Source organism: Pseudomonas sp. URIL14HWK12:I12, assembly GCF_003097135.1.
Taxonomy (GTDB): domain Bacteria; phylum Pseudomonadota; class Gammaproteobacteria; order Pseudomonadales; family Pseudomonadaceae; genus Aquipseudomonas.
Genome location: NZ_QEQL01000002.1, coordinates 545862 through 572307, shown reverse-complemented (window position 1 = coordinate 572307; position 26446 = coordinate 545862). Strand labels below are relative to the sequence as shown.

The window sequence follows — 26446 nt, the reverse complement described above, 5'->3', positions numbered from 1 at the left end:
CCTCTTTGCAATTTACATTTTGTGTAAATATATATGAGGCATACAATAGGAACGTCCTTGTTCCTTGTAACTAAGAAAACTCCTAAATAGGATCTTTAGGGCACATGGCTGGAGTAGAAATGCCCCGGACCATTGCGTCACAAGGCCCGCCAGCAGTGTAAAAACTCGTTATCACATCGTCTGTGGGGGCAGACTTCAACTGGCGGCCGCCGCTTTCAACGCTGTACCACGCTTTGATCATTCCATCAGCAATATCTGGCTGGTAGTTGAAGATCGCTGTGCAGTATGGGTCATAGGGCACCAGCCAGTCGAAGCCGTTGAGGTCTTCCTCCGTGAGCGTACGATCCTCCGTGAAGACACCGTTATCCTCTTCGGGTATATCAACAACTAGCGAATAGTCTGGAACACCATTGGCACTCTGCCAATACAGCGAAATAATATCACCAGGGCGTTGTGAATACGGTGGTTGAGACAAGTCAGGGACAGCGACCCGCACGTACCACCGGAACGTGGTGGGGTCCTGATAGCGGCTCCTGCAGAACAACCGCCGATAGGTTATGTCGCCGAATTCGAAGTTCTCGGCGTCAGGGAAGCTCAAGCTCAGCGCAACGAATGGCAAGGCGCTCACATCGACCAACTGAGTGCCCGAGTATTGCAGGTTACCCTCGGACAGGCCTAACGGCAGTGCGGTGTAGTAAATCTCGACGTCGCTGCCACCAGCAAAAGGGCTGATCAACGGCCAGCCCAACCCAATGGTCAGTGTACCGGCGGCTATGTCTGCCGCTGTCAGGATCGCTCGGTGGAACTCCAATCCTGCCCAGTAGAACACCAACTCATCTCCTACTGCAGGGTCGTTGTAAAGATCGAGATAGACGATTGCATCCTGTCCCGCATCCGACGCTTCGAGCACATTGTCGAAGCCACTTGGGCCGCGCACATCTACCAAGTTGTAGAGCGGGTTGACCGGGTCCGGCAAATTGGGGTTTTCCGGCCCCGCAGTGCGCAAATCCAGGGTGAAAGTGCCTATCGGGGAGCTAGCCGATTTCCAGCCCAGCCGCTGTACCACATAGCTTATTTCCACCTGCATGGCTGTATCGCTATCGGCCCACACATCGACCAACAAGCTGGCAGGAATACTGATCGAAGCAAAATAGCCGCCAATACCGTCGGAAAGGGTTACCGGTTCCAACGCCCTCCCGGCTACGCTCAGAATCGCTTGGTCGCCTGGCTGCCAGCTGGTGTATTGCTCGAACGTAGCCACCACGCCCTGCCGCAGTACCAAAAGATCGACGCTGGGGTTGGCTACCGGAACCTCAGGGGTCAACAACCCCTGCGGTAATGGCTTCCACAAAAAGGTCAGGCGCGCGCTTCTCGACTCGGGAGAGGCGTTACCTGCCTTATCATAAAGCACATAGGTCAGATTCCAGTGGCCGTCGGCATTGGCCACAAGTTTGTCCCCGTCGAGCAAATACGTGGTGTCGTCATCATTCGTGCGGAAACGATCAAGAGGCACTTTGGCCGGAGCCATGTCGGTCGCCGGCAGCGGGCTTTCCTCAAGATAAAGTTCGCAGATATCGCCCGGGGAAAAACCGTCATATGACGGAATCACCAAGCTGAGCTTGCCTGAGTTATTGTCCAGGTAATCTTGGGTGACCACGAACGTTTTAGGTACTGGGCTCTGGGGCGCTTGATTCAAACTGGGCGGCTGCGTGTCGATACGCAACGTAACAGGCGGGGAGAGGGCCGGTTCGGTTCCGGCTATTGTGACCTTCGCCCAGACCCGATAGATGCCGTCTGGTTTCATGAGGCTGGGCGGTACAACGATCGTCTGCGTCCTACCAGCCGCGGGCTTTCGTTCGACATACCCCCACAGCTCCTCAGTTGCGCCCATGGAGGCGTAAAGCTCTATCAGAACATCACCAAAGCCACCGACAGCCCACTCCACCACCACATCGAGACCAGAGGCAGACCATTGGTCGACAAGCAGTGTGTCATCCTCGAACGGGGCATCGTCTTCGTTCTGTGCGAAGTACCGTGGGTCGATGGACGCCGATACCGATGCATTCGGGGCAACAGGGTCATCTCGGGTGGAAGGCGGCAAGCCTGCCGGCAACGAGGGTTTTGCGACGTGCCATGGCTCAGATGCCTGACTTGCCATGTGTAAGGAAAGGGGCAATGGCAATAACAGATAACCCGAAAGCTCAAAGCCGCTTTGCAGTTCCACCGCTTCGACCACAATAAACGGAGCCTCGCCGTCTCCCTCCCCACTCACCCGGCTTCCTTCAAGGCGGCCGTCACCTGCCAGCTTGGTCCAACGGACCAGGTCCAGTTCAGTACCGTTAGGCGCATAGGCCGCCAGTGTTGCACCGCCCCCACCGTCGAAAGACTTGACGCGGACTTCCAGCTCGTCGCCTTTGAGCACAAGAACGTAGCCCTTGGCTGTGACGTTTCCGGCCGTTACCGGAATCTCCTCGATCAGCCACTTACCGTCGAACGCATCGGCAGCAGGTGGAATGTATTGCATCTCGTTATTCAGGAACCACTCGCCCACTGCTGCTTCGGGCTTTTCGAGCCGCCCTTTCAAACCGGTAGTATCCCACCGCCACCCCGCCAATCCCCCCGCACGAATGAAGTATCGGTTCGTTGACCGGGCATAGGCCAGTTGGACGACGGGTGATAACGCTACCGCCCTGGAAAACACGGTGATCAACGCATAGGAGGTCTTCCCATTGGCAGCGGCGGTGACGCGAATTTGCATGTCTGCCCCACCGAGAAACCCCGGGGCGGTGTATACACCGTCCGGCGTGATTTCGCCAATATCGCCCTGATAATCGCCCAGTGCGTTAACACCCCAGTTAACATCGACTGCCGAACCGGCATCGAACCTGATTTGCCCGCCAACGGGTACAACGGTTTCTAACGGCGAAATAAGAAATTCGTCTGCAGGATCCTGCCCTCCTGCGTGGCCATAAATCACTAAGTCCTGCAGTAATCGGGCGTCGGTCGGATTGAGGGCAGTGTTCTCGCCGAAGCGGATATTATCCAGTGGTGCATCTCTTAATTGGCCCAGCGAATTTGAAATACATGCAGTGTAAATGCTTTTAATTTCCTCGAATGCAGCAGCTAGAACTCCCATCAACCAAGGTTTTTGCCGATCCTGCTCGCTCACTTGCCATTCCAAGCTCGAATCGCCGGCAGAAACAACGAGGCAACCATCTTCTACTGCCACCTGGTAGGTCCAGGAACCGTTGAAGGTGACGGCAGGCTGGAATTGACGGACGTCATTGTTGTTACTGACTTCGACCCACCATCCACCTGTATCCACATGCTGCCAGCGAACGAGAATGGCATGCTGATCAGGGTCGTACACAACCGTGAAGTTGCCAGCCTCATACCCGCTGGCACTGGGCGCATAGGAAAGCGGTGCATTGACCGTGAACCCGGTAAAGCCTTCAGGTGAAGCGCTAAGGCTTCGATGCATCACGAAATCAGCATATGCCCCCGCTGGATAACTGGCCACCCACCCGCCACCGGGCCGCTTCAATACTGTCGGGGAAAATGCCATTCCCGGCGTCACCTGCGCGTAATCGCCGGACAACGGCTCGCTCAGTCCCCGAATAGCCAGTTTCCCCACGACCAAGCCAGCGTTTAGCACCTCAATGGCAACACCCTGCTCGCCGCTGCGCCCCAATGGATATGTCCAGAAGCCGTCCGCAATGTCCTGCGCAGTAGGAAGGCGGCCAGGCATATCACCCTCCATACCAATAAAGCCGACCACGGCGCCGTGCCCATTGCCTTCCAACGAGGGCTGGGTAATCGCCTCGAGTGCAAGCGGGCGCAGGTCGGAGCTTCCTGTTGCAAGCACACTCAGGAGTGCTAAGTTGCGCTGGTCCTCAGTGAACTGCCCCAGTTGATCGACCAACCACCCCCCTATCGCTTCACGTGTAGCCAAAGGGCCAGGGGTCTGAAGTACCCCGTTGGTCGATGCTCCTAAATTAAGCGAAAGCTGATTGCCCGAGGCTGTGGCTTTACTGGTGCCCAATACTGTGTCGGCTTCAAGCAGATCAGCGTTCAACGGTGAAACGTGGCTGATCGCAGTAACGCGTGGCGTTTGCCCCTGTACGTTGTAGTGAAGGCAAGTCCCCTGAATCAGCGGCATCTTGAGTTGCATACGTGGCTGGTCAAACCCACTGCGCTCGATGTAAAGCTGAGGTGCTCCAAATCGATAGCCTAATAAATCCGCGCGAAATTCGCTGGATATCTGTACCGAGCCCCTTAGCGGAGGGAGGCTTTTTTCCGTTCGCTGGCGTGCCAGGTAGGCCCGGGCGAGAATGGAGTTCACCGTAACGGTATCAAAAGCCGTAAACCCTCCCCACTCCAAAGTGCGACTCGCTGCGTCGAACCACTCCGTTAACTCTTCGGGAATAGGCTGTTGCGTTTCCAGAAGCCACGCCCCAAGCTTTTCCATCAGTTCCCGCCGTGCCAGCTTCGAAGCCACAGATTGACCAAACGTGTTGTTAGAGATCATGGGAGCGCCCTCCAGGGGTATGAACAAAAGTCGGCATTTTTAGCGGTTCCCCCATCAGGGCCGCTCGGCTAGCCGTGTTATCCAGGACCGACAGAGGCAAAGGCAGTAGTAAAACGCCGTAAAAAACGCCAATAGACGGAATGTCGGTTAACGCCATAACGATGATGTAAGGTTTATCAGGCGCAACGCCGCTGGACACGATATTGCCGTTTAGCGTTCCGCCACCCGCAGCCTTGAACAAAGGCACGTTGACTTCTCGCCCGGCCGCATCAAAAACGCTCAGTTCGGCACTTTCATCAGGCAGGTAACGTTTGATCTTGAGGGTGTACAGCTCAGTCCCGTTCAACACGAAAATGTCAGCACTGGAAGTTTTATTTTCCGAGCGTATGCGAACAGTATCGACTAAATAGTTCCCGCCCACTTCTGCTGTGCCGGGGGGTATATACTGCATTTCACCTTCTTCGAAATGCTCACCAGGCTCGGGTACGGGTGCCACCAACTGACCTTTGAGCGCAGCCGTGTCCCAGGACCATGCCGCAGTGCTCCCCCCCCGTATAAAGTACCGGGCCAGCGAACCTGCCGTCACAAGTTGAACTGCCGGTGAAATCTGAAGCGCAGCTGCAGAAACCGTGATCAAGGCATAGGTGACATAGTCACCAGAGCGCGCCGAAATGCGAACCCTCGCATATGCCCCGGAAATCGCTCCTGCCGAGTGATACAGCCCTTGCTCATCAACATAGCCAACATCGGACGCGCTGCCTTCTATCAAACTGGCACGCCACTCAACAGGCTTCTGCGCGGTTATCCTGAGCTGCAATTGGGTGCCTACATCAATCAGGGCCTCCTGGATATCGATAGTGAACGCGTAGTCTAGGTGCCCCGCCAGCACCACGTCATGGCTTTGATAGAACGCATCCAAGGTAATCGCTTGGCTACCTGAAAATAGTACATTCCTCCTTACGATAGTATTGATGTTTTCAGCCGCCGCTAAAAAACAGTGCGATATCACCTCCCTAATTTCATCAAATACAGCCTTCTGTGCCAGGCGCGATAACTCTGACGGGGGAACCTCAGGGGTCTTGGTAGACACCCAAGATGCCACCGGCCCGAATTCTACAGCTCCATCTTGCACTGACGGCATGCACGCGAATAACATCTCGAAGTCGTAACCAATCGCCACGCGCCCCTGGGTATCCAGCTTCTTGTAATCCATCACTACATACTTTGAGCTGCCCCACGCGCCGGGCTTGAAGCGCTCAAGCTGCCCGGTCTGGAGCATCCCCGTAATAGCCCAACTCAGAACACCGTAGACGTTGTTATATTCATCCTTCTCGTACAAGGGCACACTGAACTTACCCCAAAGGGTGTCCCAAGCGCTCCCTGGCTGGTGGCTCACAGCTCTATAATCAAAATGAAGAGATGAAGTGGTACTGAAGGAAACGCCTATGTGCTGGATGCCGGTGTAGTCCGTATAAGAGCGCTTGATCAACGTTCCTGGGTTGCTGGCTGCCACCGTCGAGTTTGGCCCTGTGATTTCACCAGAGAAGGTATTGCTCATAATAAGTCGTATGAGGGCCACCCGGTCGAAAATCCAGCAGGAGGAATAGCCGCCACGCCCGCCCAACAGGTACTTCCAATTGCCGCTTGTAACATCCCTGCGAGAGGGTAGCGTACCGGTTTGCCCGCCCTCCAGCGCCACAAATGCCAGCACGGCGCCTTCACCGTGATCGTCCGCCCCGCGTACACTGCGTGGGTTCTGAACCTGCGTCAGTAAGCGAATGTGCCGTGGCCGAAAAAGACTTAACTCCGTCTCCTTCAGTTCAGTGAGTATGTACTCTTTCAATGCCGGTGGGCGCTCACTGAGCCAATGGGCTGTCCATGCACCCACCGCCCGCCTCGCTTTACCCGTCAAACCGCAGTGCAAACGCGCTTTCGGTATATTTTCCGTAAAGGCGCCTGAACCAAGGTCCAACACAATCTGATTTCCGACAGAAGACGCCGACGCACTTCGAAGATTGACCGGCTGTTCCAATACATCAGTATTGATGGGCGAAAGATAAGATATGGATCTCAGCTTGCGCACGGCTCCGCTTGTGTTCCATTGCAAGCGCACCCCGCCAATCAGCCGCATCCTAAGCGTGGCAGTGGGGTCGCTCAAATCAACTTCATCAAAAGAGAGCCGCGGCAGGTCATAGCGTAACCCAACCAGTTCAGTAAGCTCCCCCTCCCCTGACTCTGGTACGCCGCTCATTGGAGGCAGATAAGACTGGGCGTCAAATCTCGCTATGTAATCCTGAAGCAGAATTTGATTGATTGACTTCCGATCTAACATCATGACCAAGTCCCACCCAAACGTTCGACTTGCTTCGTCGAACCACTGTTTGAGGTCTGGCTCCAAGTCTGCATTTTTTTGAATCAGCGATGCATTCATTTTATAAACCCTCGCGTGCATTTACTGAGGCGGCAACTCATTAGCGGCCTGACCCTGCTCCGCCACCAGGTGCTCACCGACTCTCACAATCCGCGTAGTGCCGTTGGGCCCCCGCAAGGTGTGCAACGTACCGTCCCTATAGAATCGCCCCTCACCCGCCAGCTCTCGGCTTTCCGAGCATGCGCTGATCACATCCTCCAGGTCGTATTCGTAGTGGACAGTGGGTTCGCCATCGATGCCCGTCACGCTACGCATATGCCCCCAGGCGTCGTAGTCGAAGGCACGGCCCCACTCATCGTTGAGCAGGTTGCCATCGGGGTCGAAGCTGAATGCCACCACCGGTGGGTAGCCCTCGCCCTCATTGACGATGCCGGTCAACTGGGCTGGATCTTGAGGATTATCGAACTGATACAGCGCAACGTTCATACCGTTTGCGATGTGGGGGGGGCGCTGGCTGTACAGCCAGTCACGCAGCCTGCCGCTGCGCCGTGCCTTACAAGCCCAATCCCGCGCCTCGTCGGTCCAAATGGTCAGTACCAGCTCATGGTTGTCGAGCGAGTCGCACACGAACACTTGGCCCGTCAAGGTATGGCCGTAAGGGTCTTGCGGGCACTCAGGGCCTTGGCAAGTGTATTCCTCCAGATGCCCGCGTGAGTCATAGCTGAACGTTTCATGGCGCAGCAGCACGCCGGCGCTCGCCAGTGTTTTGGTGACGATGCGATCCAACTCGTCGTAGGTTTGCTCAAGGGTTTCCTCATCGCCCGCGGAGAACTGGAACGTGCGTTTGATTTCGCGCCCCAGTGGGTCGTATTCGATCAGGGTGGCCAGCGCACTGCCTTGATGGTGATCCTGGGTCGCCACCTTGCACACACGGCCCAGGTCGTCGTAAGACAGCGTGCAGGTCATGCTCGAGCCGATAGTGCTCTGCACCAGGCGGCCGCCATGTTGCTGGTCGTACGCCAACCGCTCTGTCTGGCCATCCACATCGGTGTATTCAAGCAGACGCTGTTGAACGCTGTAGTCATACCCCATGCTCAGCCATTGCTGATCGTGGAGCCGCGCTTCGCTGCGCAGGCTGCCGTTGGTGTACCACTGCCGCTCCATCAACAGGGTGGCGCCACGTCTACACGCTAGAAGGCGGGCGTCCTGTGGGTCGTATTCGTAGAACTCTTGTTCACCCTCCTCGGCGCGGCCGTCGGTACCCACCCAGCGACGGATCGGCTGTTCTCCTAACCGTGGTTGGTATTCATAGCGAAGGAGATTCCCTTTGGGCGTAGTGACCGTGTCTGGCCGGCGCTCATCCCCTCGATATGCGAAGCTTCGTGGCCGGCCCCCTGTTACCGCTTCGATCATTCGGCCGACGCCGTCGAAGGTTTGTGTACCCAACAACTGTTCATCGCCCATCGGCGTGACCAACACGATGGAGATGGGCAGATCGTCGCTGGAGTGCGCGGCGTAAGTACGCAGGACCTGGGCGTCATCCGGCAACATGGTAAGGACGTTCCGGTCGAATACGTCGTAGCCGTAGCCGGTGGGGCGGCCCTCGGGGTCGATCTCGCGAACCTTTCTGCCCAGGCCATCGTAGAAGTAACGATAAACCGACGATTCAGACTCATCATCAATGCCGTATCGGCTGGTGCGCACCGGCTGTTCAAATGCGTTCAAGCACGTTTCTTGTACTGCGCTGCGGTGGCTCCCATCGCCGCTGGCCTGCCATTGGCGAGTGACGCTGACGATGTTCCGGGCAGGGTCGCCAATCGGGTCGGTTTCTTCGTAGCTCCATACTCCGTTGGCCCCAAGCGTGGCGTACCGCTCTCCCCAAGGCCCATAGGAGTAGAATTCGGGCATCAACACCTGGCTACGAGCAGGGCCGAAATCATCCCCCTCGGCGGCACTGACCAGTTGCCCAAGCTCGTCGTATGCGGCGCTGTAGGTCTGAAGTTCGGGAAGTGCCTGCACTTGGTGCACGGTCTCAGTCCCTGCCTCCAACCCCGGTTCCCGGCGCCACTCGCTTATCGCGCGGCCCAGGCCATCGACTTCGGTACGCATGCGTACGCCCTTGACATCGACCAGCGTCTGTTCGGCAGCGCCGTTCAGTTGGGGGGCGAGCCGATATTCATAATGGGTGGTGGCTTCATGCTCGGTGCCCGGGGCGATGATCTCAGTCACCACACGCTGTAGAGCGTCGTAATGACGGCGGATGTTTACATCATGCCCCTGGCTTTCTTTGTGCTGCTCCAAAAGCATCAGCCCGGTCAGGGTCGACTGTTCCGATATCTGCACGCGGCGCGAGCCGTCGAAGCCGGTGGCAGTGGTAGTGGTGCTAAGCACGTCGCCCTGCCCCGTCAGCGCGTAAGCCATTGTCAGGGTGGTAGCGGTATCAACGTCTGCATGCAACGTGGTGACCTGGGTGCAGACCCGGCCGAAGGTTAGCGGGTCGAGTGGGTCCTGAAAGTAGCTGAAACGCGTTTCACTGACGGTGTTGGCCAATGCCATCGAACGCCGCGACTGGGCGTTGTAAACGCGCGGGCCGCTGCCTGCCTGTTCGACGGTTTCCGTCTCTGGGACGATCTGCCCAAGTCGGCCGCTGCCTAAGCGGTCTGGCAATTGAACGTAGCGGGTGGTAGTCGTCAGCTGAGGCGCACCTGACTCCCCGAGGGCACTGGGGTATACCGTCCTGCTCTCTTCATGGCAGGTAAACCCGTAGGGCTGCCTCGGGCAACCGTCGTTATCGCGATCACCCTCGTAGAAGGTCCAGTGTGTGGTTATGCCATTGGGCTTAACCTCGCACTCAAGGTTGCCGTGCACGTCGTATTTGGTCGTATGTTGCTCGGCACGATAATACGGGGTATCGGCAATGGCCCAGCTGCGGGTGACGATGTGCGGCAACTGGCACTGCTCGGGCTGATCGTCGAAACTCTTATCCGGCTCGAAATAGTATTCGGTATGGGTTGCCCGCACATGGGCACGGCGCTCGGTTTCCCCGGAAGGCACCGCCCACTGCGTTGTGACCTCTTCGGCGAGCAGATGCAGCTTGTTGTAGGTGCGTGTGATGAGCCGCGCAGTGACCCCGCCCACGATGTAGCTGGCATCGCTGGAGTAGGTGAACCCACCATTGGCGTTGTACAGGTTATCTACGTCTGGCAACCATTGGCTGACGTCGGGATAGCCCAGGAAGTTGCTGTCGGAATACCGATACTGCACCAGGGTATCGGGCTGTCCGCGCCCTGGGCTGAGCCGGTGAGAAATGACCCTGGGGGCAGCCGGCTGGGTATTGCCTGGCAGCTTCAGGCCCGTGAAGTCATAGCTTATGGTTTCTACTGCACCCAGCGGCGTGACGACTTGGGTGAGGCAGGGGTACGCCGGGTTGGTCTCAGCGTAGGTGAACGCCCATCGGGCCTTTTCCTCAGTGGGGAGTACCACTGACTCCAGCCGCCAGGTACCCGCGATGCCCCTCCGGGCCAGGCCCAGCTCGAATACCGTTGCCGGCTCCCCTTGATGGTTGCTGTAAGTGATCGACAGGGTATTGCCCACCGGCCCGGTGATGATCAGCAAGCTGTCGCCTTCAAGGTTGGCAATACGTGACAGGCGTGCTTGGTCGGCGTAGGGCACATACTCGAGCACGACAGCGTGGCCGGTGGGTACATCGATCCTCACCGGAAGGGCGAGCTGCCCGCCAGCGGGTATACGAAGGTGCTCACGGGTGCCGTCCGGGAATACCAGCAGGTACCGCCCCTGAGCGTCGCCTTGGAACAGCTTGCAGGTAGGGAGCTTGCGTTCGCTCATTAGGTATTCGCCGGTAGCGGGATCGAAGCTGTCGATGACATAGCTTTCCCCCGTGCGCAGCTTGAGCGTACCTTTGCCTTGGGTGTCGACGTAGCTCAGGTTCAATGACCAACCCTGCCCAAAGCCGCTGTCCAACCGGTTCATCGGGTCGAAGCCGAGCTGCAGAGGCAACATCGGGCCTGCCAATTGGTTGGCTTTGACCTCCGGAAGCGCAATCTGCGCGGTGTACTGCCCCGTTCGAGGGTCTACCCCGCCCTGCATGAAACTCAGAAAATTGAATGCATTGGAATGAAGGGAAGCTGCCGGCGCCAGGCTTGAGGTAGCCACTGCCGGCGCTGTTAGCGTCAGGTCATTGCGGCCCGACGATTGATTGCTGGAAAGCCCGAAGCTCACGCTGACGTCATGCAGCGACCCGACTCGGTCACGCAAGCGCAGCCGCACCGGGGTTTCGAGGGCGGCCCGCCACGCCTGGAAGTCTGCAGGCTGGGTGTCAGGCAGGCGCATGCCTCCGCGGCGCTCCAAAGCGATCTGCAGCGTACCCGATGCCGGCCGTTGAGATGCCACCAAGTGGGTGAACACTGGCACGGAGGCTGGCACATAGGGCGAAGGGCCTGCCACTGGTCGCGTAGGAGCTACATCACGCAACAGGCCATCGACATTGAGCAGCGGCGCGCCAAGGCCAAGTGCATCGGGGTCGAGCGAGCCATGGTTGCCGTCGCCATCGTCGAATGCGAGTGCGGTGTAACTGAACATCTCCTCGCCGAGGTAATCACTTTCCCAACGGCCCATGTTCAACGCAGGCGAGCCGATGCCAGGGGCATCATTGACCACGCTATAACTGTAGAAACGCTCACCATTGGTCAGCGCCAGGTTGTACACCGTGGTGGTATCTTCAGCCATCGAGTAGTAGTCGGGGTTACCTTGATCGTCATTGAAGACAGTCCCGGTCCAGAGCCTGGGTATCGGCAATCGGGTCTCATTGGGATCGTAGCGGTCGGCGAACAGGTAGTCCCTGCGTGACCAAGGGCCCACCCTCAACCCTTGTAGCTGAATTTCAGTATTGCCCGTATAGGATGCTTCATTGGAGTCCCACTCGCGGCCTTCAGCGGTGAAGCGTGCACACAGTGTGAGCACCCTGGCACTGCCCGGATGTACCCAGAGGCGCTTGACGCGAGTACGCTGCGCATCGCCTACCGCCTTGGGCTCTGCCGATTGCGCGGTGGCACGGCTGCTGACCATCGGTGCGAATTGGTTGGCCTGGCCCGAAACACGCCAGGTTCCAGGTTCACCACCTTCCTCCCAAGGCTCGAGAAAAGGCAGCTCTTGGCCAGTCGTCTTGTCGAACAGGGTGAGGGTTGCGATCTCATGCAACCCGATGGGCTCATGCACGTCCTCCCCGGTGATTGGGTCGGTGTAGGCAGCGGTCATGATGCTGACCGCGACCTCGATCTGCTGCCCCCCATTGGCGTATGCACGGGGGAGCATGCCCTGCATAATGTCCAGTGAGAACGCTGACAGTACGAGTGGGGTGTTCCGGCGAGTTGCTTGCAACCCCATGGGCAGGGTCCGCACCACCGCATACCCACTGACGATACCCATCACATCCAAGTGGATGATGCTGGTACCGTAGATAGGGTTCTCGGGCGCCGTGTAGACGCCGTCTGCATCGATGCTGCCCTCGCCGATCACCGACCACGTCAGGCTGGAGGTGCGTGCAACCGGCGTTTGCCCATCGCTGCGTAAAAAGGCCCCGTCGCGGCTCATCTGGGCGCGGAACGCAATCTTCGCACCAGGCGCTAGATAATCTACAAATGCCGGCTCCACCATCAGCGGCTGCTCATGCTCGACCACGATCAACCCTGCTCGGCTTGTACCACCGGCGTTGGTTGCCTGGGCCCAACGCAAGGCAACGCCGGCTTTGCCCACTTCTGTAGGTGGTTGATACCGGGCCTGGCGATCATTGCCGGTAATACGGTCGTTAAACATCTCGGGCGCTTCCAACGCCCACTGCAGCGGACCGGTGCTTGCACTGAAGGCGCTCAACGTGCGCTCCAGGTGGTCGGACCACAGCTTGACAACCCTTAGCGGCTCGGCCTGGCTAACACTTGAACGCGTCAGCGTCAGTGTCGTAGAGCCCACCAACTGCCTGCCATCGTCGGAGGCATGAGCGGTGATCAGAACCTGCACGAGCTCGTTGATCAACTGGCCCGGGGGCGTGTAAACGCCGGCCTGCGTGATCTCGCCAGGGTCCTGGCCTGCCACGCGCGAAGATACCGACCAACTGACCCCGACCAACGAACGCTCGTCAGGCAGTATTGCCTGGAATGCCAGGCTCGCTCCGTTTGCCGCAATCAGAGACGGATCGTTGGGATACACGCCAAGCAAAGCTGTTGGAGTGCCCAGGGCAAGCCAGTAGGCGGCATCGGCGGGTGTATCACGGGCAATTAGGGTCCAAGGGGGGGCTTCGGCAAATGAGGTTTGCCTGACACAGGCCGGCAAAGTCTGGTCCTGGTCCAGGTAGGGCACCCACGGCTGGGCCACCAGGAAGGTACAGGGGTACATCAAAAACCCGTTGCTGTCGCGGTCATCGGCCAAGGGCAGTAGGAATGAGTGCTGATCACCTATCTCAGGTAGCGAGCCTTCAGGATCATCTGCGTTCAATCGCATTACCGCGATCACCGCGCCCTTCTCTTCGTTGTCAGGGTCGTCAGGATCCGGGCACGCAAAGGCAGTCACGCTACTGGGGCTGAGAAAATGGCGACGATCAAGGCTGACGCTAAACAACGGCAACTGGGTATTGGACAACGGGCTCGCCTGGATGTGAACGGCCAGCGCATCGGCGATGCGCTGAGCGCCATCTGCATATTCCCAAAGGTCGCAACGGGCCGCCGACATGACTGAAAAGTCGAGAAAGACGTGAAGTTTATTGGCGAAGGCATCCCCCTCGGTTCGGAGGCCAACCAGTGCTTCAAATCGATACGGGCTGAGCTGGTTTAACGTCTGAGTGGCCAACAGTTGGCCTGAAGAGGTGCCTGGGGCGTGCTTGAACACCAGCGAGCCCGCCTCGAAGGCCAGGCTGACTTTGACCTGTGGGCGGCCCAGGCTCACACCCGACAGGCTGATACGCGGTGCGCCGAGCGTTAGCTCGGAGGCCTCGACGAACTCCGTGCCGCTTTGTAGCAAGTTGATCCGGCCGGTGAAAGGCACCAGTTGCAGGCCGTAACTCAACGCATGCGACCACCTCGCCCGAACCTGCTCATTAAGCGCCTCGACGCTCGCGGCCATCATCGCCCCCCAACCCCAGGTGGCGTTACCTTTCTTCAACTCAAGTAGCAACTGATCTCTGGTCATGGCACGTCAATCCTTCGATTAAGGTTTAAGGTCCAAATGGGCGATACGCGTGAGCATGAAATTGCGCATATCGAAGGCCACTGAGGCCCTGATATCCACGCCAGCGCTTAGGGTTAATGTCTCCAGGAAGCTAACCGGCAGGGCCTCAACAATCTCGGAGCTACCAACCGGGCCGTCAAAAAGCACATGCTCAGCGGCTTGGCCGCCACGTACTCCTGTGGCTAGCAACCTCAGGCGTTGGCCGGGTTGGTAATAGGGCCAAGCGCTCACCTGGATGTCTGCCTTACCGTCGAAGCGGCTACTCAACTCACTGAGCGAGAGGGTCACCCCGCCTTGGGCTTGTGGGCACTGCGGCACTGGCATGTATGTCTGGGGCAGCGTCGCGACCCGCAGTTGCAGCATCGGCGACTGGACGCGACCGGCGCCTGGAGAGGTAACGGTGTAATAAATCGGGAAACGCTTGATTTCACCGCCCATGTTTGGCGCCACATAGGGGGGTGGGATGATGTAGTCACGCGTGCCAGCTTCAGGTACCGAGGTCGAATAGCGACCGCCGGCGCTATCACCCTCCATGTGTACTTCGATGACGTCGCCAGGCCCGACGTTAAACGCGGGCACTCGTACACGTAGCCCTGTGAAGCGTACGGCTTCGGCACCGATCGAACCCAGGATATCCCCAGGTTGGCTACCCTGGCCTTCACCCGTCATGCCTACCACCGTAGGCGCGGTCAGCACCCACTTGGAACGAACTGCCAAGAGCAGCCGCTGGCCCGCAAGGTTGCTGGTAACGCCATCGAGCTGCCAGTCGATCACGATATCGCGACGGTCGTGGGCAAGCAGTGTGGCGTAAGGGACGACAAACCTGACATAGCCGGTATGCAAAGTGCTCCAGTCGGCGACCTGCTTGAAAACAACCGGCTCTTCACCCGAAGCGGTCCACACCAGAGACAGCAGGTCGCCAGCTTGGGTCGGCAACCCCTCGGGCAGCAGCAGTTCCAGGCCATCAGGGTAAGCACCGGGGTCAAGCGCAGCGCCCGCCCCTGCTGGCAGGCGGGCCGCACCTGCACGCGGCCCACTGCTCGGTTCGAGCTCGAAGCGTTGCCGCGCATAGGCAAACGCAGTGCCGTCTACAGCCTGTACGTTGAGCTGCATCACGATAACTTTGCGCTGCAGTTGCCAGGCCAGAAGCCGCGAGCGCGGCACCCTCCATTTCACTGGCTCGCCCAGTTGGGCCGGGCTGCCTATCTGTTGCGGCAGGCTTAAACCGGCACTGCCATCTTCGGGCAACACCGTCAGCGTGGCGCGGTCCCCGACCCGCATGGCAGGCCAGGGCCAACCCAGCACTGGCAAGTCGCCCGTGAACTCACTCATGCCAATCTGCAGGTTACTGCTGTACGACACCTGGACCGTAGGGAGCGGCAAACCGACCGTGAACGCCTGGCGTGGTGCCACGGTGATCAAGCCCGCGCTCGTCAATTGCCAGCTGCACAGTACACGCCCGCCTCGCCCGGCCGCTTTCACATGCGCGATCGGCACCCTGATGTACAGGGTCTGAGTATTGGCGTCGTAATCAGGTGTGCCGGAACTTAGATAAATTTGAAAGAGGAAGTTATCGGGCTTTTGATTGACATCAACCCCCCGCCAGAAAAACTCGACGTGATCGCCTAATATGAAATCAGGGTTGTGAATAGTGACAGGTACATACCCTGCTTGCACATGAAGTTCTTCATCCAACCTGCCATGTACTAAACCATTGATCGCCGGCGGCAATAGATCGGCTCGCTTGATTGACATGCCCGCTCTCCCTTCTAGGCCAGTGATGCGGGGCATCGATGGCCGCCGGCAAACACATTCGATAGGGCTATCGTGGGTGAGCGCCTGTGTTCTGGGAGCTAGCAGAAGTATGAGTTTTCACGAAAATAAATGTGCCGCCTGGGCCCGCCCGAAAAACTAAGCAACCTGCAAAGTCTGCCAGCTGCCGAGGCCTGAGGGGTGTGCTTGACTGCTGCCGTATCCGCCAATGACAGGCATGCGAGGAGCGCTCAACCATGGCTCAGCCAGACGTCCATACCAATGCTCAAAACTTTCCATCTTTCGCCGGAGGCGGTGTAGATACCCGCACCGGGCTGTACACCTTCTCGCTTGAGCTCTCCGAGATCCTCAGCGGTTACCTGCAGGGCCCAAAGCTTCTGCTTGCACTGACCTACAACCCCTTGGCCGGGGATAATTGGGGGCTGGGAGAGGGATGGTCGTTCAACCTGAGCCATCTGAGCCTGGAGGGCAATCCAGTCCTGGCCTTGGCCAGTGGTGAGCGCTATCGCGTTTCAAGCGATTTGGGTGAGCCGAACATCCGTGAGCGCAAACTCAGGCATTTCAGGCTAATGCGCGACAGTGCCTCCACCGCTCGGCTGGTGCATACCTCCGGGCTTATCGAACACCTCGCCCGGCCCGGCGCAACGCGCTATCTGATGCCAGTCAAGCTCGAAAGCGCCAATGGCCGATACCTGAGCCTGAACTACGGCGAGGACGCTCAGCGCCCGCGCCTGGCCAGCGTGCAAGATGAGCAGGGGGTAGTACACCTGCGTGTTGAAAAAACCGGTGATACCACACTGCGGTTGCATACTCACACCGGGGAGTTCGTAGTTTCCCTGGCATCGGGGCGGGTTGAGCGGATCACCTTGCCCCCTGATATCGGGGGCGCCTGGTCGTTTCGCTATAACTTCCTCAATGACTACGCCAGCTTGTCACAGATCGCTCATCCACAAGGGGCGCTGGAATACATCGAATACGACGGTACGCATGCCTTTCCCGGCAATCGCCGTTTACCAATGCCCAGGGTCACCCGCCACGAGCTCAGCCCGGGGGCAGGCCAACCCTCGTTGGTCAGCCGCTATAGCTATGGCAGTGACAACCACAACTTTCTGGGCTTCGGTGGCCTTCAAGACTGGTACGCCGACGGGGACGACAACCTGTATCGAGCCAACCCGCAGTATCGATATTCAGTCACGCAGACCCAGGAAAACGGCCTGGCTGAGGTGCGCACCACCCAACGGACCTACAACAGCTTCCACCTATTGATCGAGGAGCTCATTGGCCAGGGCCCTAATCACATCAGGCGCACGTACGACTATCACTACGATCAAGGCACTGCGTACGATGATCTGCCGGCCAACTTCCAGCAGACCCGCCAGGTCACTAGCTTATGGTCTCGTGACGACGATGCTCGAACCCGAACGGAAGTGGAGGTTACCGAATATGACCTGGATGGCCTGCTCAGGCGCCACTTGGCCGTGGACGGGCGCGAAACCACCTATGTTTATTACCCTGCCGAAGGTGAACAGGACGATGCGGGTGAAGCCTGCCCTGAAGACCCCTGGGGCTTTCGCCTTCGTTTGCGCAGCCAGACCGAAAAGCCAGCGAGCGAGGAGGCTGGCGGGAGTGTGAAAGTCACCACTTGGCGCTACGGCTCACTGGCCCGGGATTCGGCAGGGCGGGCCCGCACGCCAGGCGAGCTTATGGGCCAGGCGGCCAACTATCTGATAGTCAATACCCAACAGGTGATCGAGGTAAGCCAAGGCACCGAGCAGTCGAAAATGGTGATGAACCACAGCTACCACCAGGACCCCAATGACCGGGTGAGCTTCAGCCGATTGAAACAGCGCAGGATTACTTATCAGGCGTCCACCGGCGCTGCACCCGTCGACACTTCGCTGGAAACCTTCACTTATACGATCGTGCAGGGCCGGCTGCTCAAGACCGCCGTGGACCACAAGGCCTACGCGCCCGGTGCCAGTGAGGCGATTGAGCATATCGAACGTACCCAATCACTGCTCACTGGGTTGATCGCCAGTGCAACCGATGCCAGCGATGTGACCGTCGACATGACATGGGATGCTGCCGGCCGCCCACTCACTACGCAGGTGGTCGATGCCCAGTATCCCGCTGTGCGTTCGGCGCGATACTCGCTCAAAGGGGAATCGGGCTGGCCCGAAACCTTTACCATCGCCCCGAATGGCGCCGCTCAACGCACCGTATTCGACGGCCTGGGCCGGGAACGCGAGCGGTACCAGGTGAACGGCCAAGCACAGAGCAAGCGCTGGGAATGTCACTATGACGGTTTCGGCAGGCTGATCGAGGAGACCGAATTCGACATCGTTTCAGGGCAGCCGCTGGCACTGACGACACGCTACACCTTCGATGATTGGGGCAACCCTTGCGCGACGACGATGCCTGACGGCACCCGAGAAGTCGCCATGACAGACCCTCTCGGCGCACGCCCCGATGACGATATCTATCCGCGAGGCAATCAGGGTAAAAGGATAGAAAGCTGGAGGGAAAGCGCGCCTGATCAAAATGGCAACCGGCAGGCCTCGGGCAGGCAATGCCAATGGACCAACCGCTTCGGCAAGCCTGAGCGTGTCGAAACCTGGCTTGACGAAAACACCCTCGAGCAACGTATTCAGTACGCCTATGACAGATGGGGCAATTGTATCGAGCAGGCCGACACGTTCCGGGTCGAGGGCAGAATGAGCCAGCCGGCACCCACCACGTTTGAATATGATGGCTGGCACCGCCTCATCCAGACGCGCCTGCCGAACAACGACATCGTTGAGCACCAATACGCCGCCTTCACCCACGAACCGTGGATGATCGAAGTCAAGGCCGGCGCCGACGCCTGGAGCCTTGCCACTATCGTTAGCCGCCAGTTCGATGGGCTAGGGCGAGAGCTGTCGCTGACGCAAGGTGGCCGCACGCATTGGTGGTCCTATGACAAAGGCCTGCGCTCCCCCATCTCCCACCAACGACCGGACGGCACGCTGCGGCAATACACTTACCGACCATCGCTCACTGACGCCCCGCAGGAGGTAGTGGTGCACAGCCGCGCAGATGCGGATGGGCAACGTACGCTCGGAGCACAGATAGCACTGGGATACGACCCAGTCACCGCCAGGCTGCTCAGCGCCCGCTCGAGCAGCGCCCTGGCGCAGGAGGCGAGCATTGGTTGCCGTTACGAATACGGCCTCACCGGCGAGGTCATTTGCGAAACCCGTAGCCATGCCACGGGCGATGCCAGTACCCGGTTCGACTACAGCCCCGGCCAGCGCCGGATCAAACGAACCGATAGCCAGGCGGGCACCCGTACGCTGGGTTATGACCCCGTAGGCCGGGTGATCCATGAGACCCTGGATGACGGCGCGGAGCAGGCGGTGCTGTCGTACGACCGTTGGGGCCGGGTAGCCACTTGCACGGCCGCTGGCGTCAGGACATGTATTGAATACGACAACCTTGGCAGAGAATCGACGCGCAAGATGATCGCCGCCGATACTCTCGAGCTGCTCGAGCATCTGGCCTTTGGCTGGAACGGCAATGGCAACCTGGCGTGGCGCAAGCGCCTGAATGCAGATGGCGAGGCACAGATAACAGAGCGCTACAGCTACGATATGCGTGACCGCGTAGAAGCGTATAGCTGCGAAGGGCCGCAGGGCTCACCACCCGATCCGGATCAGTGCCCATTCGACCGGTTCGGCAAACCGGTGGTGAACCAGATCTATATGCTCGACACATTGGACAACATAACTGGCGAATTCGTGGTCTACGCCGACGGCAGTACCCGCGAAACCCAGGCCGAGTTTGCGCCCCAGGATCCTTGCCAGCTGAGCAAACTTACGCATTTGCGCAACGGTCTTCCCGCAGGAGAAGAAACGTTTGAATACGATGGCAACGGTAACCTGACCAAGCAGACAGGAGGACAGGCCAGAACCATCAACTACGACATTATGGGCCGGCCAGAAGCCATGACCCCGTCAGGTTGCGCCCCGCATCGCTATGGTTACGACACCCTGGGCACCTTGTGCGTGAGCGGCGACAAGGAACGCTTCTACGAAAACTACGCCATGACACATCACGTCCAGGGCAATCGGGTGCAGCGCTATCTTTGCACCGCGGGTATGCCGTTGGCAGTGTTGTCGGACAGCGGCTCCAGTGCCTTGCTCTGCGATTTCGATGGGAGTGTAGTAGGGCAATGGGATACCCAGGAGCGGCGCCTGTGCAGCGCTATTTACGATGCCTACGGCAATGCGAGATTCGACACTGAATTTTCCAGCGAGATGGCCTTCAAAAGCGAAACCAAAGACCTGGAACTGTACCCGCTAGGCCGCGGCGAGAGGTTCTTCGATCCAGCACTGGGGCGCTTCATCGCTCCCGATGCCTCCACCTACTTCGACGGTGCCGGCCTGAACCCCTATGCTTATTGCCAAGGTAACCCGGTGATGCTGCGCGACCCAACCGGGCGCACGCCGCAATGGAACGCGACCAACCTCCCGTTCTACGTGCCACCGTTGGAGCAGCCCGAACAAAGCCAGGGGGGGGGTGGCATACTGGGGGGGGTGTTCAAGATGATTGGGATCGGGTTTGCAGCCTTGGATTTGATGATGGTGCTCAAAGGCATCGGCTTGGTAGCCACTGCCGTTGCACTGCCAGGTGCCGGGACAGCCGCCGTGATCGCGGCACTCACCTCGCTCGCCGTGTCGACGGCTGCTCTGGGCACGGCGGTCTGGAGCATCGCTGATGAGGACAACGAGGTAGCCACGTACCTCGCCATCGGCACGGGGATATTTGCTCGGGCGGCGCGCAGCTTGGCGAAGTCGGTAATTGCTGGGGCGGCAAGCAAGTTGGCGCAGTCGGTACCTGCCGCCAGCAACTTGGCGCAGTCGGCAACGGCTAGCGCCGCGGCGGAGCCTACATTGATCGCATCGGCACTATCGGGTACCGATTCTGGCATTCGAGGTCCGGGTATCCTGACCAGGTCTAACAGCCTCGTGGATGAGTCGAATATAGGCTTGTTTACCCCCAAGCAAAGTGTAAAGAGTGTAAGGCATGCCGCAACCTCCACTTCGTCGATACCCAGCCCACTCGCTACAGCAGTCCCCAGTCCCAACAGTAGCGTCCGTGAACCGATAGCCAGCTCATCCAGAGCATCGACAGCACCGGCCTCGAACGCACCGGCAGCAAAGGTCGAACTCTTCTCCTATGATCGCCACAACAACACAAAGTCTAAGTATTTTAAGGATTTAACTCTGCTATGACTTGAGAACTCATCAAGGAAACGGTATCGCCAGCCGGGCACAATCTCCGGTGCCGATTGATCGCCAATGAGGTGATCCAATCTAACGCCCCTTTGGCTGATGCTCAAAGGGGCGCAACTCGTGCTGCCATCCAACCCACTGGCCACCCTGATTTAGGACTTGCACCAATACCCAGAAATGCCCCTCCCCACTAACCTCCCGCCCCACGCCAGCGCGGTCTTCCCTACGACCGCGCTGGCGTATTTCCCAGGCCCCCACGGCCAGTATTCCTACAGGAGGTTCCATGAAAAAAACCCTGCTCGCCCTGCCCCTGCTTGCCTTCGGCCTGCCGGCATTTGCCAACACCGGCCTTATCCAATTCACCGGCCAGGTCGTGGCCGGCAGCTGCCCGATCGAGATCCGCGACCCGGCGGGTGCCACCGGTGGTGCCGTGGACATGGGTCAAGCACTGGTCGGTGACTTCAACGCAGCCGGCATCAAGAAAAACCACACGCCATTCACCATCAGCGTCACCGACGCAAGCCAGTGCCCAGGCTGGGACGGCAACGGTGGCGCCAGCAACGTCGGTGTGATCACCCTCACCGGCACCAGCGGCTCAGCCAGCAATGGTGACCTCTTTGCTCTCAAGCCCGGCGCCGGCACCGCAAGCAACCTGGCGCTGGGCATCACCGACTACACGGGCGCAGTAGTCAAACACGGTGATGATTCCGCGCCTTACCCACTCAACGACGGTATGCCGACCGATATGGCCTTTACCGCTTATTACGAGTCCCTCGCCGCCAACGTTACGGCGGGCGACGCCAATGTCGATGTGGCACTGAAACTAACCATCAACTGAGTGGGCAGCGGGCCGCGCAATGCGGCCCGCTTTCGTTCGAGGCACTTTTCATGGCTTTAACTCTATCCCGCCGCAATTGGCTGGCGGGCACAATCGCCTGTGCCTGCGTGGCAAGTACCGGCACCACCCAAGCGGCCCTTACACTCAATGCCACCCGCCTGGTGATCAGTACCGACCAGCGCAGCAGCGCACTCATGGTGCGCAACCCCAGCAAACAGACCTGGGCGGCCCAAGCTTGGGTGAACACCGAAGCGGACGACACCACCACCGCGGTACCGCTGATGGCCTCACCGGCGTTGTTCCGGCTCGAGCCTGGGCAAGAACAGCGTGTCACCCTGAACCGCTTGCCGGCTGAATTGCCGGAAGATCGAGAGTCAGTGTTCTATTTCAACGTTCAAGAGATCCCGCAAAAAACCGACTCGGCGGCCAACCAGCTACGCGTCGCCCTGCGCACGCGTATCAAGGTGTTCCTGCGGCCCGCCCGCTTTACCGGTGACCCTGCGCACCGGCTCGCTGAGCTGCGCTGGTCACGTGGCCAGGCCGAGGGCAAGCACTACATCGAAGTGGATAACCCGCTGCCGTTTCACTACTCCTTCGTAACGCTCAACGTCAAAAGCGGCAGCCAACAGCAGGCACTCACCAGCGCCCCGATGGTGGCGCCTTTCTCGCGCCAGCGCTACCCGGTGAACATCCCGCTGGCCGAAGGCGCCCGGCTCAAGGTCGCGGCCATCAACGACTACGGCGGCTTCACGGCAGTGCTGGACGTTCCCTTGGCCACTGCCCGCTAACGCTCAGACGACGCTCGGAGCTTTCATATGACATGGACATTTCTACGCAGGCGCGTACCTGCGTTGCGTGTCGCATTGCTGCTGCCCGCCAGTGGGTTGGCATTAGCCGAAACAACCGGCGAATTCGACTCAGGCTTTTTGCATGGCGTTGGTGGCGTCAGCACGCAGATGCTTGACCAGCTGCAGCCACAAGCCAACTTGCCTGCGGGCACTTACGACTTTGCATTGGCAATCAATGGCGAGAAGCTTGGCAATCGCCCGCTTCCTATATGGCGAGATACCCAGCAACGCTGGAGAGCCTGCCTGCCCACGGCCACGCTCGAAGAAGCGGGGATCAACCTGCAGGCGCTGCAGGGCGAACCAGAGGCATCCTGCCTTGACCCACATCAGGCCATCCCCGACAGCCGCCTGGCCATCGACACCCAAACCTTCAAAGCCGACCTGTCGGTACCCCAGGCCCTGTTGCAACGCAGGCGCCTCGGCGCCACACGCCCGGAACAATGGGACCACGGGATCTCGGCAGCCTTCGTGACCTACAATGCGTCCACCCGGCAAGCCCAAGGTGCGCGAGGTGCTGGCAGCCAGCACGACCTGTACCTGAACACCGGCCTGAACCTGGGGGCGTGGCGCCTGCGCAGCACCCAGTCGTACAGCGACGGTGCCAATGGGCGGGCCTGGCAGCACCTTAATACCTACGCACAACGGCCACTGCCCGCGATAAAAGGCAGCCTTACCTTGGGCGAGTTCTTCAGCCAGGGCGAGCTGTTTCGCAGCGTGCCCATTCAAGGGGTGCAGGTCAGCAGCGACGTCGACATGCTGCCCGACGTGTTGCAAAGCTATTCGCCGGTCATCCGAGGCGTTGCGCAAAATCGCGCCAAAGTCGACATTCGCCGGGATGGCTACCTGCTGTACACCACCTGGGTCGCTCCTGGGCCCTTCGAGCTCGATGACCTGTCAGTCGCCGGCAGCGGCGAGCTTGAAGTCACCGTTACCGAAGAGGATGGCCAGGTCACTCGATTCACCCAGCCCTACTCCACCTTGGGTAACCTGCTGCGTGAGGGCGTATGGCGCTATAACGGCGCAATAGGCCGCTACAACCCCAGCAGCAAGGCTACCGAGCAACCCTTGCTCGCCCAAGCCACACTCGCTCGCGGCCTGCCTGGCAACTGGACAGCCTATGGCGGCCTGCTCGGCACCGGCTTCTATCGCGCAGGCCAGGTGGGCGCGTCACGCGACTTGGGCCACTGGGGCGCACTGTCAGTGGACACCACGCGCTCCGAGACCGATTCGGGCAACACTGGGATGAGCTATGCGTTGCGCTACGGCAAAGCCTTCGGCACAGGCACCCAACTGCGCTTTGCCGGCTATCGCTACTCCACACAAGGGTACCGAGACCTGGATGAGGCGGTGGCCGAACGAGGCGCTCAGGGCTTACGCCACGGCTCCCGACGCAGCCGGCTGGAGGCAACGGCCTACCAGCAGCTGGCTGCGCGGACCAGCGTGAATTTGAGCTGGTCCCAAGAGGATTATTGGGGCAGCAACTACCAGCGCCAGCAGTTTCAGGCCTCGCTGAACCACCTGTGGCGCGACCTGAGCATCAACTTCTATGTGGCACAGACCCTCAGCGCAGACGAGAACCGGGAGCAGCAACTGGGCTTGAGCCTGAGCCTGCCTCTGGGCGGCTCCCATCGCAACAGTGCGACCTATGACGTGCAACGCAGCGGCGAGCAACTCAGCCAGCGTACCTCGCTCAGCGGCCGTGTGGCCGACCATGCGGTGAGCTACCGAGCTTCGGTGGCCCAGAACCCTGGCCGAGGTAATACAACTGCATTCTCTGGCAGCTGGCAAGGCCAGTCGATGAGCCTGGGTGCAGGGCTTAGCCATTCGCCCCACACCCGCAGCCTGTCGCTGAACGCCAGTGGCTCGATGCTGATGCATTCCGGCGGCGTGACGTTCACCCCCTGGCTAGGGGAAACCACGGCATTGGTCGACCTCAATGGCATACCTGACGTAGGCCTGCAACAGACCGCCAACCGAACCGACCACGCCGGTTACGCCGTGCTACCGAGCATCCGTGCCTACCGCAACAATGGCATCACTCTGGATACTCGCCACTTGGGCCCTGAATTTGAAATCGACAATGGCATTCGCAACGTGATCCCGAGCCGAGGCGCAGTGGTACTGGCGAGATTCGACGCCCGCCAGGTAGTGAGGCTGCTGCTGGATGTGCGTGACCCGCAGGGTAATGGGCTGCCCTTTGGCACCGAGCTGCTCGATCAGGAAGGCAACACCGTAGCGGTGGTTGGGCAAGGGGGCCGCGCCCTGCTGGAGAGCGCTGGCGAGCCCCAACGTTTGCTGGCGCGCTGGGGTAGCACCGCCGACACGCGCTGCTGGTTATGGCTCGACCCCGAGACCGCCACCGAGGCAGAAGGCTATCAACTGCAAACAGTGAGCTGCACATCATGATCGATAAAGTTCACCGCCATTCACTGTCGCCAGCCATAGTGCTGGTGGCGCTGTTAGGCGGCCTCCCCCACACGGCCCTGGCCGTTGAAGAATACCCCACAGGCAATTACTGCATCTGGCGCCCAGGGTATGAAGGCCCCGCAATAAGGGAAATGGATATAGGGCCCGCAGCCTACGTTGCGCAGGATGCACGCCCGGGAACGTTGATCGCCGAACGTCTGGGGGTCTATCTAGACGGACCTTACGTAGCGTTCAGGTGCAAAAACCACGCTACCACACCGCTGGCCAAGTTTGATTACGTTACCGAACCCTTGGTACAGATGGCGCCCGCCGTTCCGGTGGTCGGCCCAGGTTTTTTGGGCGACCCTAATCGTATCCTGCAAACCAATGTACCTGGTGTGGGTGCGGTGATCATCATGCGCGACGAGTTCGACGGCACCACCAACCAGGCCCGTTTTGTACCCGACACCGATACCCAGGTGCCGTTCATGTCTCGCTGGTACCACTCGCACGAAGCCATTAGCGAATTCGGGGGCTCGCGCTTTGATGTGCAGTTGGTCAAAACCGGCCGCATTCCAGCAGGCGCTCACCAGCTCGACCCCAGTTACACCTTGTTCAGGGGCCGGCTGAGCACCCCGGCACTCAGCGGCGAGACCCTTCGTTTCGGCCTTGCAGGCACCATTATTTCCACAGGCTGCGAGCTTCCCAACGACCCGGTCACGCCCCACCCGGTAGACCTGGGCGAGTTCGAAGCCGCGGACCTGGCCGGGCCTGGGGCCAGCACTACTCCAGTGCCCTTCAAAATCAACATCAGCCAGTGCGACGCGCCACCAGGCGGGGCTATACCTCAAGTGCACCTGCGGCTGTCGACCACCAATGGCTCGCTTCCGATAGCACCGGACCAAGGCACCTTCACCGCGGGCGCAGGCAGTACTGCTTCCGGCGTGGGCTTTCAAGTGCTGCGCCAGGATGGGGTGACACCCATACCGCTGGGCATGGACGTGCCGATGATGGCACTGCCCTCGGGTGACAGTTTCCTTGCGCTTAATGCCCGGCTGATTAACAACGGCCCGACGGTGACACCCGGCGAGTTGAAGGGAGCGTTGAATTTCGTGCTGTCATACCAGTGACCCCTCTGTGCCGGGCAAAGGACGGCCTGGCACGTTATGTACC

9 protein-coding genes are annotated in these 26446 nt (G+C 59.5%); 5 read left to right on the top strand and 4 right to left on the bottom strand.

What is annotated here, in order from left to right; genetic code table 11:
- Positions 1-82: 82 nt before the first annotated feature.
- From F474_RS09605 to F474_RS22640, 4 genes are read right to left on the bottom strand one after another with little or no spacing between them, the layout of a single operon-like run.
- The gene (locus F474_RS09605) at positions 83-4528 is read right to left on the bottom strand and encodes a hypothetical protein (RefSeq protein WP_097085373.1); all 4446 of its coding nucleotides are present in this window, start codon (positions 4526-4528) and stop codon (positions 83-85) included.
- Positions 4518-6959, bottom strand: coding sequence for a hypothetical protein (locus tag F474_RS22645; protein WP_165830291.1), 2442 nt, complete (start codon positions 6957-6959; stop codon positions 4518-4520). Before F474_RS22645 ends, F474_RS09605 begins: the two co-directional genes overlap by 11 nt.
- Before the next feature lie 21 nt (positions 6960-6980).
- Entirely contained in the window at positions 6981-14096 is a 7116-nt protein-coding gene (locus tag F474_RS09595; RefSeq protein ID WP_116562235.1) for an RHS repeat protein, read from the bottom strand.
- A gap of 18 nt (positions 14097-14114) precedes the next feature.
- Positions 14115-15557 carry a hypothetical protein gene (locus F474_RS22640; protein ID WP_165830290.1) on the bottom strand — a complete coding sequence of 481 codons (1443 nt, stop codon included), beginning with the start codon at positions 15555-15557 and terminating at the stop codon, positions 14115-14117.
- 587 nt (positions 15558-16144) lie between these two features.
- On the opposite strand from F474_RS22640, the gene F474_RS09585 reads away from it, so the two are divergent.
- From F474_RS09585 to F474_RS09565, 5 genes are all read left to right on the top strand, one after another.
- A complete protein-coding gene (locus F474_RS09585) occupies positions 16145-21181 on the top strand; it encodes an RHS repeat domain-containing protein (RefSeq protein ID WP_097085377.1) in 5037 nt (1678 codons plus the stop codon).
- Between the two features lie 283 nt (positions 21182-21464).
- Positions 21465-22019 (top strand): fimbrial protein, encoded by a 555-nt coding sequence (locus F474_RS09580; RefSeq protein WP_097085378.1) that lies wholly within the window; start codon positions 21465-21467, stop codon positions 22017-22019.
- Positions 22020-22069: 50 nt separating this feature from the next.
- Positions 22070-22807 (top strand): molecular chaperone, encoded by a 738-nt coding sequence (locus F474_RS09575; RefSeq protein ID WP_097085379.1) that lies wholly within the window; start codon positions 22070-22072, stop codon positions 22805-22807.
- A 27-nt stretch (positions 22808-22834) separates the two neighbouring features.
- Positions 22835-25273 (top strand): fimbria/pilus outer membrane usher protein, encoded by a 2439-nt coding sequence (locus tag F474_RS09570; protein ID WP_097085380.1) that lies wholly within the window; start codon positions 22835-22837, stop codon positions 25271-25273.
- Positions 25270-26403: a fimbrial protein gene (locus F474_RS09565; RefSeq protein ID WP_165830289.1), complete on the top strand. Its 1134-nt coding sequence runs from the start codon at positions 25270-25272 to the stop codon at positions 26401-26403. The genes F474_RS09570 and F474_RS09565 overlap by 4 nt, the downstream gene beginning before the upstream one ends.
- Positions 26404-26446 lie beyond the last annotated feature (43 nt).

Excerpts from the sequence above, each read along its gene's own strand:
- F474_RS09605 (WP_097085373.1), bottom strand. The coding sequence starts at position 4,528 with ATGATCTCTAACAACACGTTTGGTCAATCTGTGGCTTCGAAGCTGGCA.
- F474_RS22645 (WP_165830291.1), bottom strand. The coding sequence starts at position 6,959 with ATGAATGCATCGCTGATTCAAAAAAATGCAGACTTGGAGCCAGACCTC.
- F474_RS09595 (WP_116562235.1), bottom strand. The coding sequence starts at position 14,096 with ATGACCAGAGATCAGTTGCTACTTGAGTTGAAGAAAGGTAACGCCACC.
- F474_RS09585 (WP_097085377.1), top strand. The coding sequence starts at position 16,145 with ATGGCTCAGCCAGACGTCCATACCAATGCTCAAAACTTTCCATCTTTC.
- F474_RS09580 (WP_097085378.1), top strand. The coding sequence starts at position 21,465 with ATGAAAAAAACCCTGCTCGCCCTGCCCCTGCTTGCCTTCGGCCTGCCG.
- F474_RS09575 (WP_097085379.1), top strand. The coding sequence starts at position 22,070 with ATGGCTTTAACTCTATCCCGCCGCAATTGGCTGGCGGGCACAATCGCC.
- F474_RS09570 (WP_097085380.1), top strand. The coding sequence starts at position 22,835 with ATGACATGGACATTTCTACGCAGGCGCGTACCTGCGTTGCGTGTCGCA.
- F474_RS09565 (WP_165830289.1), top strand. The coding sequence starts at position 25,270 with ATGATCGATAAAGTTCACCGCCATTCACTGTCGCCAGCCATAGTGCTG.